Genomic DNA, 11,170 nt, shown 5'->3' with positions numbered 1-11,170 from the left:
GCCCGCCCGCCGCCTGGCCGCGCCGGAGCCCGCGCGCCCCTGGCGGGGCGTCGCGGACGCCCGCACCCCCGGCCCGCCCGCCCCGCAGCGGCCCGGCCGCATGGCCTGGGTGCCGGGCCTGGAGATCGACCCGGCCACCTCGGCCGAGGACTGCCTGTTCCTCGACGTCTGGACGCCCTCCGCCGAGGGGCGCCGCCCGGTGCTGGTGTTCCTGCACGGCGGCGCGTTCGTCTTCGGCTCCGGCTCCCAGGCGATGTACGACGGCACCGCGCTCGCCCGGGACCACGGCCTGGTCGTGGTGACCGTGAACTACCGGCTCGGCCTGCCGGGCTTCTGGCACGGCGACGGCGTGCCGGCCAACCTGGCGCTGCGCGACCAGATCGCCGCCCTGGAGTGGGTGCGCGCCAACATCGCGGCCTTCGGCGGCGACCCGGCGAACGTCACCCTGGCCGGGCACTCGGCGGGCGGCACCTGCGTGCTGGCCCTGATGACGTGCGCGCCCGGCCTGTTCGCGCGGGCGGCGGCGATGAGCCCCGTCCCGTACGGGTTCCGCACGCCCGCCGAGGCCGCCGACTGGACCTCGGTGGCGCGTTCCGCGCTCGGCGGCGACCCGTACGCCGTGCCGCTCGCCGGGCTGCTGGCCGCCGAGGAGGCCGCCGTACGCGCCTGCGCCCCGGCCGCGGGGCTGCTGCCCGCCGCGCCCGTCGTGGACGGCGAGCTGCTGGCCGTCCACCCGGTGGAGGCCGTCCGCACGGGCGCCGCCGCGCGCGTCCCGCTGCTGGTGACGACGACGGCCGAGGAGACCCGCCTGTTCACCGCGATCGGCCAGGACGGCCTGGACACCGGCGAGCTCTTCGCCGGGCCCGCCCAGGAGCTGGCCGACGCCCATCACGGCCCCGCCGGGCACCACGTCTGCGGGCACCGCTCGCCGATGAGCCACGCCGGGGTCGCCCTGGGCGCCTGCCATCTGGCGGACGTCCCCCTCTACCTCGGCACCCACGGAACCCCGCTGACCGGCACGGGCCCCCAGGTGGACGCCCTGGCCCACGCGATGAGCACCACCTTCGCCCGCTTCTGCCACGACGGCACAGGCCCGTGGATCACCACGGCCGGCCGCGAGGCGGACGGGCTCACGGGCCGTCGGGGGTGGTGAGGGGGTGGCCGGGGAGCGGGGTGGACAGGATCATGGTGCTGGAGGGCGGGCCGTAGACCGCCAGGCGGTCGATCAGGTCCTCGAAGGCGACCATGGAGACGGCCACGATCCGCAGGATGCTGCACACGTCGCCGGTGACCCGGTGGATCTCGCGGACCTCCGGCCAGCCGGCCACCTCGGGGTCGCGCAGCACGCAGCGGGTGCCGTAGCAGGACATGCGGATGAAGGCCGAGACCGGCCAGCCGGCCCGCACCGGGTCCACCGTCGCGTGGTAGCCGGTGATCACGCCCGACTCCTCCAGCTTCCGTACGCGGTCGGCCACCGAGGGCGCGGACAGGTGGACCCTGCGGGACAACTCCTTGAGGGAGAGCCGGGCGTTGTCCTGGAGTTCGCGCAGCAGCTCCCAGTCGGTCTCGTCCACGATCATCCCTTCCGTTCGTAAGCCCCAAATCACGATTTATACCGAAACATAAGCCTATATGGCGATATAGCCTTCCATATGGCATTCCTTCTCCACCATCCCGACGCCATCATGGGGACAGCAAGGCTAAGAGAAGGGCAAGCGCGTGGACGCGACGCGACAGTTAGCAGCAGTGCGGCCGACCACGGCGGAGGAACGCGCCGCAAGGTCCAGGGCGACGGGCGGAGCTCCCACCCTGGACTTCCAGACCCGCACCCCCTACGACGCCTACGTCCGCACCGACGTGCTGCACGACCTGCAGCACCCGATGAGCGACGACGCGGGCGAGATGTCGTTCCTGATGATCACTCAGGTGATGGAGCTGTACTTCAAGCTCATCGCCTTCGAGCTGCGCAACGCGCAGGAGCGGCTGCGGGCCGACGACGTGTGGGCCGCGCTGGACCCGCTCCGCCGTACCGTGCTGCACCTGGAGGGCCTGAACGCGAGCTGGCGAGGCCTGCGCTGGATGACCCCCGCCGACTTCAACCGCTTCCGGGACGAGCTCGGCGAGGCCAGCGGCCTGCAGTCGGCGATGTACCGGCACGTGGAGTTCCTGCTGGGGCTGAAGAACCCGGCCCTGCTGCGCCCGTTCAGACGCCAGGACCGCACCCACCGCGACCTGCTCACCACCCTGGAGTCGCCGAGCCTGTGGGACGACGCCATCGCCCTGCTGGCCCGGCTCGGCCACGACCTCCCCCGCGAGCTGCTGGAGCGCGACTTCGCCGTCGAGCACGAGCCGCACCCGGCCGTCGAGCGGGCCTGGGTCGAGGTGTACCGCGACACCGGCCCCGGCAACGCGCCGCGGCTGCTCGGCGAGGCGCTGACCGACGTGGCCGAGCAGTTCGGCGACTGGCGCTACCAGCACGTGACGGCGGTCCGCCGGTCGATGGGCGCCAAGCCCGGCAGCGGCGGCTCCAACGGCCTGGCCTGGCTGGAACGCAGCATGGCGCGGGTGGTCTTCCCCGAGCTGTGGTCCGCCCGGACCCACATGTGAAGAACGGACGACACGTGATCGACGACTGGAAGCCCGCCGAGCAGGACGCCCTGCGCCGCGACCGCGACGACCCGGGCCACCGCGAGCTGTTCCTCATCCCGCCCGCCGACGGCGGCGGCCACCCCGAGTGCGCCTACTTCGCCGGCAACTCCCTGGGCCTCCAACCCCGGGCGACCGCGGCGGAGCTGGCCGAGGACCTGGAGGCCTGGGCCCGGCTCGGCGTGGAGGGACATCTGGAGGGTGCCCGCCCGTGGCTGCCCTACCACGAGCGGCTCACCGGCCCGGCCGCCCGGCTGGTCGGCGCGCTGCCCGAGGAGACCGTGGCGATGAACTCGCTGACGGTCAACCTGCACCTGCTGATGGTCTCGTTCTACCGGCCGCGCGGCACGCGGACCCGGATCCTCATCGAGGACACCGCGTTCCCCTCCGACAGCTACGCCGTGCGCAGCCAGGCCCGCCTGCACGGCCTCGACCCGGACGAGACGGTGGTCCGGCTGCGCGACGGCCGGGAGGTGCTGGACTACCTGGACCGCGAGGGCGACACGGTCGCGCTGGTCCTGCTGGGCGGCGTCAACTACCTGACCGGCGAGCTCATGGACATCCCGGCGATCACCGCGGCCGGCCGGGCGAGCGGCGCGGCCGTCGGCTGGGACCTGGCGCACGCCGCCGGGAACGTGCCGCTGGAGCTGCACGCGTGGGGGCCGGACTTCGCCGCCTGGTGCTCCTACAAGTACCTCAACTCCGGGCCCGGCGCCCTCGGCGGCGTGTTCGTCCACCAGCGGCACCTGGGCGACCCGGCGCTGCAGCGGCTGGAGGGCTGGTGGAGCACCGAGCAGGCGACCCGGTTCGAGATGGCGCCGGTCTCCCGGCCGCCGGCCAGCGCCGACGCCTGGCAGGTCTCCAACCCGCCGATCTACGCGATGGGCCCGGTGCGCACCTCGCTCGGCGTCTTCGACCGGATCGGGATGACCGCCCTGCGGGCCCGCAGCGTACGGCTCACCGCGTACCTGGAGAGCCTGCTCGACCGGGTCACCCCCACCAGGCCGCTCACGGTGGTCACGCCGCGCGACCCCGCCCGCCGGGGCTGCCAGCTCTCCCTGCGCGTCGAGCGCGGCGGCGCGGCCGAGCTGACCCGGCGGCTGCGTCACGAGCACGGGGTGATCGCCGACGCCCGCGAGCCGGACGTCGTCCGCCTGGCGCCGACGCCCCTGTACTCGACCTACCACGACTGCTGGCGCGCCGCCGTCGCGCTGGCCGAGTGCGTCGAGGAGGACCGATGAACGTCACCGTGGTCGGCGCGGGCCTGACCGGCTGCCTGCTCGCCTGCTATCTGGCCCGGCGCGGCCTCGACGTGACCGTCTACGAACGGCGGCCCGACCCGCGCGCCGGGCTCGCCGAGCGCGGCCGGTCGATCAACCTGGCCATCTCCGAACGCGGGCTGGACGCGCTGCGCCGGATCGGCCTGGAGGAGCAGGTCATGGCCGGCGCGCTGCCCATGCGCGGCCGGATGATCCACCCGGTGGACGGGCCGCTGAACTTCCAGCCGTACAGCCACGACGGGGTGCGCTCGATCAACTCCATCAGCCGCGGCGCGCTCAACAACACGCTGCTGGACGCCGCGGAGTCCGCGCCCGGCGTGAAGATCTTCTTCGGGCACCGGCTGACCGGCCTGGACCCGGCGACCGGCGCGATGGAGTTCGACACCGAGGCCGGCCCGGTGCGCGCGGCGGCCGGCGTGGTGCTCGGCGCCGACGGGGCCGGCTCGGCCGTGCGGGCCGAGCTGGTGGCCCACCGGGGCATCCGGGAGAGCCTGGACTTCCTCGGCCACGGCTACAAGGAGCTGACGATCCCGCCCGTGGCCGGCGAGTTCGCCTTCGACCCCGGCGCCCTGCACATCTGGCCGCGCGGCACCTCGATGATGATCGCGCTGCCCAACCCCGACCGCTCCTTCACCTGCACGATGTTCTGGCCGACCGAGGGCACGTCGAGCTTCGCCTCGCTGAGCGGCCCGGCCGCGATCGAACGCCACTTCCGCACCCACTACCCGGACGTGCCCCCCCTCGCGCCCGGTCTGGTAGGGGAGTACATGGAGAACCCGGTCGGCCGGCTCGGCACCGTCCGCTGCGCGCCCTGGCAGACGGACGGCCGGGTCGGCCTGATCGGCGACGCCGCGCACGCCATCGTGCCCTTCTACGGCCAGGGCGCCAACTGCGGCTTCGAGGACGTGACCGTGCTCGACCGGTGCCTGACGGAGACCGGCGGCGACTGGTCCCGCGCGCTGCCGCTGTTCGAGTCGCGGCGCAGGGACGACACCGACGCGATCGCCGAGATGGCGCTGGCCAACTTCGTCGAGATGCGCGACAAGGTCGCCTCCCCGGTGCACCGGCTGACCAAGAGCGTCGAGCACCGCCTCGAACGCGCGCTGCCCGGCCGCTACGTGTCGCGGTACGAGCTGGTGTCGTTCTCCACGGTGCCGTACGCGCAGGTCCGGCGGCGGGTCCGGCGGCAGCACCTGCTGCTGGCCGGGGCCGCCGGGGCCGGGGCCGCGCTGCTGGCGGCGGGCGCGGCCGGGCTCGCCCGGCTCGGCTCCCGCCGGTCCGGCGGGAGGTGAGGGTGGAGAACCGTGCCGTCCTGACCCGCCCGGCGCCCGGCCCGCTCCGGACCCTGCGGTACGGGGACGACGCCGACCAGGTGATCGACCTGTGGCCGGGCGACGGACCCGTGGTGGCGCTGGTGCACGGCGGGTTCTGGCGCCCGGAGTACGACCGGACGCACCTGCGGCCCATGGCCAACGCGCTGCACCGGGCGGGGTGCGGCGTGGCCGCCGTCGAGTACCGCCGCAGGCCGGGAGATCCGGCGGCGGCGGTCGCCGACCTGCGGGCCGCGGTCGGCCTGCTGCGTCCCTCGGTGGTCGTCGGCCACTCGGCCGGCGGTCATCTCGCCATGTGCGCCGCGCCGGACGGGACCGCCGTCCTCGCCCTGGCACCGGTCGCCGACCTGCGGCTGGCCGCGCGGCTGGACCTCGACGACGGCGCGGTGGCCGACTTCCTCGGCGGGCCGCCGGACGACCATCCCGGCCTGGACCCGGTACGCCTGCCGGACCGGACGGGCCCGCTGGTGATCGTGCACGGCACGGCGGACGAGCGGGTCCCCGTCCAGGTCTCGGAGTCGTACCTGGCGGCCCACCCGGGGACGTCGCTGGTGCGCGTCCCGGGGGCGGGCCACTTCGTGCTCATCGACCCGGAGAGCCGTACCTGGCCGCTGGTCAGGCGTGAGCTGACCGCCCTCCTGTCCGCCTGACGGCGTCCGCCGCGAGCAGCGCCGCGCCGAGCTGCACCGCGACCAGCGAGCGCAGCGGGATCGGCGTGCCCTGCGCGTCGGCCTCGGCCTGCTCGAACCACTCGTCGAAGCGCGCGCCGAGCCGGGCGCGCTCGGCCCGGACGGCGGGCGTCGCGTTGCCCGCGGCCAGCTCGGCGTCCAGCATGCGCAGGTAGGTGCCGCAGTACCGCAGCCTCATGGAGTGCACGAGCTGCCGGCCGCCGACCACCTCGGCCACCGTGGCCGGGCGGTCGGTGCCGGGCAGGTCCTCCCACTCGCTGATGAACTCGTCGTGGGCCCCGACGAAGTCCTCCAGCGCCCGGCGGAAGGGGGAGGACACGGTCAGGTCGCCCTTGGCGCGGGCGAGCGAGGCGGCCAGCTCCCCGATCAGCTCGCGCTGCCCGGCCAGGAAGTCGCGGATCGTCTCGTGGTACTTCTGGCCGGTCGGGGTCTGGTCGGCGACGCGGGGGTCGGCCCAGTAGGGCAGCTCGGCGATCAGGTGCAGGGCGCCGAAGCGCTCGGCGTAGTCGATGCTGCCGCCGCCGATGCCGTACGTCGCGGCGATGTCGGCGCCGCGCGGCGTCAGGTAGGCCGCCGGCGCGATCTGGACGGCGCCCGGCAGCTCCGGCGGGCCCATGTGCAGCGGCAGGCCCTCGGCCGTGGCGATGGCGGTCAGGCGGGCGGCGAGCGCGGGGTCGTCGCGGCTGAGGTAGTAGAAGGCGCCCTGGAGCTCGCCGTTGTGCAGGGAGTAGACGAGGGCGGGCCGGACCTCGTCCATCAGCCGCATCAGCGCCTCGGTCTCCGGCAGCGTGCGGTCGAAGAAGTAGTCCTCGCCGGTCAGCGGGAAGGTCCATTCGACCTGGTCGGCCTCGGCCGGGCGGTAGAAGTGCTCGGCGTAGGCGCGGCGGTCGCTCGGGCGGGCGTACCAGCCCTCGTTGAGCCGGGCGCCGTCGGGGTCGACGCAGGGGACGAGGTGCCAGCGGAAGCCGAAGTCCTCCCGCAGCGCGGCGTCCTCGACGAGCTGCCGCAGCAGCGTGCTGACAGTGAGCGCGCCGATGGGCTCGTTGGGGTGGGGGCCGCCGATGATCACGGCGTCATGGGGACCCGCGCCGATGGTGGCCACGCGCAGCGGCTCGCCGAGGCGGGAGGTGCCGATGCGGCGCAGGCGCACCAGGTCGGGATGGGCGGCGGCGAGGTCGTCGAGCTCGGCGTGCATCTGGTCCACCGTCGGGAACGCGGTGAAGCCGGGCACGCGGCTCATGTGGGGGGCGACGTCCATTTCGGGCCTCCTGATAATCTGGATTATTCTAGTAAATCAGATTATCTTTACGGCATGCAGGAGATGTCATGCGGCTGACCAGAGCGGAAAGCAAGGCCGCCAACAAGCGCGCGCTGATCGAGGCCGCCCGCGAGATCGTCGGCAGGGACGGCTCGAAGGCCAAGCTGGAGGACATCACCGAGCTGGCCGGTCTGACCACGGGGGCGGTCTACTCGTTGTTCGGCGGCAAGAACGGGCTGATGGCCGCCATGGTCGACGACTACGTCGGCCCGCTCGACCTGCGCACGCCCGAGACCGGCAGGTTCGGCCCGCGGCTGGCGGAGGTCGTGGCCGAGATCGCCCGCCGCTTCCTGCGCATGTCGGCCGACCCGCAGGCGGCCGGCCGGATGTTGTTCGAGACGCGCGTGCTCGACCTCGTGCTCAACGACCCCGACCTGCGCCGCAGGCTCAACACCTCGATCAGGTCGACCGAGGTCGAGCTCGCCGCGCTGTTCACCGGCCGCGAGCACGGCGGGGCCGCCGTCACCGCGGAACAGGCGCTGCGCCTGGCCCGCGCCCTGAGGGCCCTGCTGTCCGGGCTCGGCCAGAACGTCGTGCTCGGCGCCCACGAGGCCGACGAGCAGTTCTTCGTCGAGACCGCCCTGGCGCTGATCACGCCGACGGTGCTCGGACCGGCCTAGATCACGGCCGGGGTTCGGGGGGACCACACGGCCGCACGTCACCCCACCCCGAAAGGCAGAACCATGTCCAGATCCGGCTTCGGCGTCATCGGCGCGCCGGTGTTGTACATCGGCGTCCTCCAGACCATGGAGATGACGCTCTCGCCCGCGCTCCCGCTCGTCCAGCAGGACCTGGGGGCCTCGCCCGGCGCGCTCGCGTGGATCTTCACCGGCTCGCTGATCAGCTCGGCGATCAGCACCCCCATCGTCGGCCGCCTGGCCGACATGTACGACAAGCGGCGCGTGCTGCTCGCGCTGATGGCGCTCAGCGGCGCCGGGGTCCTGCTCTCCGCGCTGGCGCCGAACATCACCCTGCTGATCGCCGGCATGGCGATCGAGGGCATCTGGCTGGGCGTGCTGCCCCTGACCGTCGGGTTGTTCCGCGACACCCTCACCCCCGAGCGCGCCGCCACCGGCAACGGCCTGGTCGTCGGCGTCGCCGCGCTGGCCAGCGCACTCGGCCTCATCCTGGCCGGGCCCATCACCTCGGCCCTCGGCTACCGGTCGCTGTTCCTGCTGGCCGTGGCCGGCGTGGCGGCGGCCGCCCTGCTGGCCTGGTTCACCGTGCCGTCCACCCCGCGCGCGGCCGGCGGTCGCGTCGACTGGGCGGGCGGGCTGCTGCTCGGCGGCGGCGTGGCCCTGGTCATGCTGGGCCTGACCGCCGTCTCCAGCTGGGGTTGGACGTCCCCGGCCACGCTCGCCCTGTTCGCCGCCGCCGTGCTGACGCTGGGCCCGTGGGTGGTCGTCGAGCTGCGCGTCGCCGACCCGCTCGTGGACCTGCGGCTGCTGGCCGGACGCACCCCGGCCGGGGTGACCGCCATGGGGGTGCTGCTCGGCTTCGCCTCCTTCGGCCTCGTCGTCGCCCTGCCGATGATGCTGGCCGCGCCCGCCGGCACCGGGTACGGCCAGGGCGCCGACACCCTGTGGATCGGCATCTACATGTTCCCCATGGGCGTCGCGGGCACCGTGATCGCGCCGCTGGTCGGGCCGATGACCAGGCTGCTCGGGCGGCGGGCGGTGCTGGTGCTGGGCAGCGTGCTCGTCTGCGCCGGGACCGGCGGGCTGGCCCTGTGGCACTCCGCGCCCTGGCAGGTCATGGCCGCGGTGACGGTCATCGGGCTGGGCGCCTCCATCGGCCTCACCGCCGGGCTCAACGCCGTGGCCGCCGACGTGCCGGGCGAGCGCGCGGCCGGGGTCAGCGGCGTGGTCTTCGTCGCCAAGAGCATCGGCGGCACGTTCGGGGCCCAGTTCGGCGCCATGGTGCTGGCCTCCGGCGCCGTCGCGGGGGTGCCCACCGAGCAGAGCTTCGTGGACACGTACCTGCTGTCGGCGGCGCTGGGCCTGCTGGCCGTCGCCGCCGCCTTCGTGATCCCCGCGACTGTGCGGAAGACGCAAGCAGGGCAGGCGGTTTCTGCCCTGGCGACGAAGCCGTCCGTCCGCCCCGGTGAAAGCCTGTGACGATGACGAACGTCTACATCTCCATCGACATGGAAGGCGTGGCGGGCATCGCCACCATGGACCAGGTCTCCCGCGCCGGCCACGGCTACCCGCGGGCCCAGCGCCTGATGACCGCCGAGGCCAACGCCGCCATCGAGGGCGCCTTCGCGGCCGGGGCCGCCAGCGTCCTGGTCAACGACAGCCACGGCACCATGGACAACCTGCTGCACGAGGAGCTCGACCCGCGCGCCCGGCTGATCTTCGGCACGCCCAAGCTCGACTGCATGGCCGAGGGCGTCTCGGCCGAGCACGACGTGGCCATGTTCCTCGGCTACCACGCCGCCGCCGGCTCGCCGGGCGTGCTCGCCCACACCTACTCCTCGCACTTCTACGAGGTGCGGCTCAACGGCGCCATCGTCTCCGAGGCCGAGGTCAACGCCCTCCAGGCGGCCGCCGTCGGCGTGCCGGTGGGGCTGCTCACCGGCGACGACGTCATCTGCGACGTCGCCGGCAAGGCGTTCCCCGGGGTGCGCACGGTCGCCGTCAAGATCGCTCACGGGCACACCGCGGCCGACAGCCTCTCGCCGTCCGAGGCGCGGCGGCTGATCAAGGAGGCGGCGGCGGAGACCGTGCGCTCGGCCGGGGAGCTGCGGCCGGTCGAGCTGCCCGGCGTGCTGGAGCTGGAGATCGACATGCCCACCACGCCCGCCGCCGAGCTGGGCGAACTGGTGCCGGGTGTGCGCCGGATCGCCGACAAGACGCTCGCGGCCACCTTCACCACCCCGAGGGAGGTGCTCGGATGCGTGACGACCTGCTACCACCTGGCGGCGGACGCCATGATCGCCAGGATGGCCCTGTACGGCAGACCAACCAGGTAGCCCCCAGGTTTGCCGCTCCGGACAAGCGTTTCGAACCCGGACATCCAGATACTTGAACGATGGATTTTGAGCAGGTAGAACGCGCGCTCGACGCCCTTCCCGGCCTCCGCTCCGGCGGGCCGGGTCTGGCCGTCGGGGTCTACGCCGACGGCAAGGTGCTGCACACCGCGGCGAGGGGCGTGGCCACCGTCGAGTTCGGCGTCCCGATCGACTCCCGTACCCGCTTCGACATCGCCTCCATCAGCAAGCAGTTCACCGCCGCGTGCCTGCTGCTGCTGGCCCGCGACGGCAGGCTGAGCCTGTCGGACGACGTCCGCGAGCACGTCCCCGAGCTGCGGCTCGGCGTGCCCGTCACGCTCGACCAGTGCCTGCGGCACACCGGCGGCCTGCCGGAGTGGTACGGCCTGCAGGCCGTCACCGGCGTCCCGTTCACCTTGATGGACGAGGAACGGCTGATGAAGATCGTGGCGGGCATGCGCCGGACCACGTTCGAGCCCGGCACCCGTTTCTCCTACTCCAACACCGGCTACGTCCTGGCCGCCGTCGTGATCCGGCGGCTCACCGGCCGGTCGCTGGCCGACTTCGCCCGCGAACGGCTCTTCGAGCCGCTCGGCATGGACGACACCGTCTTCCGCGACGACGCCTCCGTCCCGCTGCCGCGGATGGCCTACGGCTACGACGGCGCCGGCGCGCGGGCCGACACGCAGGAGAGCGCGGTCGGCGACGGCGGCCTGGTGACCGGCGTCGCCGACCTCGCCCCCTGGTTCGGCTTCCTGGCCGACGGCCGGGTGCTGGGCGCCGACGTGCGCAGCGCGCTGCTGGAGCGCACCACGCTCGCCGACGGCGCCGTCCTGCGGTACGCCCGCGGCATCTGCCACCTGACCGTCGGCGAGCTGGACGCCTACGGCCACGCCGGCGGCATGCACGGCTAC

The 11,170-nt window shown here is 73.8% G+C and carries 11 protein-coding genes; 9 read left to right on the top strand and 2 right to left on the bottom strand.

Going from position 1 to position 11,170, the window contains the following annotated elements; genetic code table 11:
• A partial coding sequence (locus ACWCSD_RS37020; protein ID WP_449921963.1) for a carboxylesterase family protein occupies positions 1 to 1,153 on the top strand: 1,153 nt, incomplete at its 5' end.
• Here ACWCSD_RS37020 and ACWCSD_RS37015 read toward each other — a convergent pair.
• Positions 1,131 to 1,580 (bottom strand): Lrp/AsnC family transcriptional regulator, encoded by a 450-nt coding sequence (locus ACWCSD_RS37015; protein ID WP_358299288.1) that lies wholly within the window; start codon positions 1,578 to 1,580, stop codon positions 1,131 to 1,133. The two genes, ACWCSD_RS37020 and ACWCSD_RS37015, sit on opposite strands and share 23 nt — an antisense overlap.
• A gap of 166 nt (positions 1,581 to 1,746) precedes the next feature.
• On the opposite strand from ACWCSD_RS37015, the gene ACWCSD_RS37010 reads away from it, so the two are divergent.
• The 4 genes from ACWCSD_RS37010 to ACWCSD_RS36995 are packed head-to-tail and all read left to right on the top strand — an operon-like array spanning position 1,747 to position 5,907.
• Complete coding sequence (locus ACWCSD_RS37010) at positions 1,747 to 2,607, top strand: tryptophan 2,3-dioxygenase (protein ID WP_449921961.1); 861 nt, start codon at positions 1,747 to 1,749, stop codon at positions 2,605 to 2,607.
• 14 nt (positions 2,608 to 2,621) lie between these two features.
• The gene (gene kynU, locus ACWCSD_RS37005) at positions 2,622 to 3,887 is read left to right on the top strand and encodes a kynureninase (RefSeq protein WP_449921959.1); all 1,266 of its coding nucleotides are present in this window, start codon (positions 2,622 to 2,624) and stop codon (positions 3,885 to 3,887) included.
• Positions 3,884 to 5,218, top strand: coding sequence for an FAD-dependent oxidoreductase (locus ACWCSD_RS37000; protein WP_449921958.1), 1,335 nt, complete (start codon positions 3,884 to 3,886; stop codon positions 5,216 to 5,218). The genes kynU and ACWCSD_RS37000 overlap by 4 nt, the downstream gene beginning before the upstream one ends.
• Positions 5,219 to 5,220: 2 nt before the next feature.
• The gene (locus ACWCSD_RS36995) at positions 5,221 to 5,907 is read left to right on the top strand and encodes an alpha/beta hydrolase family protein (RefSeq protein WP_449921956.1); all 687 of its coding nucleotides are present in this window, start codon (positions 5,221 to 5,223) and stop codon (positions 5,905 to 5,907) included.
• Here ACWCSD_RS36995 and ACWCSD_RS36990 read toward each other — a convergent pair.
• Positions 5,873 to 7,204 (bottom strand): M14 family zinc carboxypeptidase, encoded by a 1,332-nt coding sequence (locus ACWCSD_RS36990; protein ID WP_449921954.1) that lies wholly within the window; start codon positions 7,202 to 7,204, stop codon positions 5,873 to 5,875. The genes ACWCSD_RS36995 and ACWCSD_RS36990 overlap by 35 nt on opposite strands.
• 68 nt (positions 7,205 to 7,272) lie before the next feature.
• Here ACWCSD_RS36990 and ACWCSD_RS36985 point away from each other — a divergent pair, with 68 nt between their 5' ends.
• The 4 genes from ACWCSD_RS36985 to ACWCSD_RS36970 all read left to right on the top strand — a co-directional run.
• Positions 7,273 to 7,884, top strand: a complete 612-nt coding sequence (locus ACWCSD_RS36985) for a TetR/AcrR family transcriptional regulator (protein ID WP_397158560.1) — start codon at positions 7,273 to 7,275, stop codon at positions 7,882 to 7,884.
• Between the two features lie 63 nt (positions 7,885 to 7,947).
• The gene (locus tag ACWCSD_RS36980) at positions 7,948 to 9,381 is read left to right on the top strand and encodes an MFS transporter (protein ID WP_397158558.1); all 1,434 of its coding nucleotides are present in this window, start codon (positions 7,948 to 7,950) and stop codon (positions 9,379 to 9,381) included.
• A gap of 2 nt (positions 9,382 to 9,383) precedes the next feature.
• The gene (locus tag ACWCSD_RS36975) at positions 9,384 to 10,238 is read left to right on the top strand and encodes a M55 family metallopeptidase (protein WP_387674189.1); all 855 of its coding nucleotides are present in this window, start codon (positions 9,384 to 9,386) and stop codon (positions 10,236 to 10,238) included.
• A 59-nt stretch (positions 10,239 to 10,297) separates the two neighbouring features.
• Positions 10,298 to 11,170 (top strand): serine hydrolase domain-containing protein (locus ACWCSD_RS36970; RefSeq protein ID WP_449921950.1); only part of this gene is annotated, 873 nt, incomplete at its 3' end.

This window comes from Nonomuraea sp. NPDC001684 (genome assembly GCF_053596515.1).
This window is presented reverse-complemented; position numbering and strand designations above follow the sequence as displayed.

What these genes read in the sequence shown, in the direction of transcription:
- ACWCSD_RS37015 (WP_358299288.1), bottom strand. Translation starts at nt 1,580, where the DNA reads ATGATCGTGGACGAGACCGACTGGGAGCTGCTGCGCGAACTCCAGGAC.
- ACWCSD_RS37000 (WP_449921958.1), top strand. Translation starts at nt 3,884, where the DNA reads ATGAACGTCACCGTGGTCGGCGCGGGCCTGACCGGCTGCCTGCTCGCC.
- ACWCSD_RS36990 (WP_449921954.1), bottom strand. Translation starts at nt 7,204, where the DNA reads ATGGACGTCGCCCCCCACATGAGCCGCGTGCCCGGCTTCACCGCGTTC.
- ACWCSD_RS36985 (WP_397158560.1), top strand. Translation starts at nt 7,273, where the DNA reads ATGCGGCTGACCAGAGCGGAAAGCAAGGCCGCCAACAAGCGCGCGCTG.
- ACWCSD_RS36980 (WP_397158558.1), top strand. Translation starts at nt 7,948, where the DNA reads ATGTCCAGATCCGGCTTCGGCGTCATCGGCGCGCCGGTGTTGTACATC.
- ACWCSD_RS36975 (WP_387674189.1), top strand. Translation starts at nt 9,384, where the DNA reads ATGACGAACGTCTACATCTCCATCGACATGGAAGGCGTGGCGGGCATC.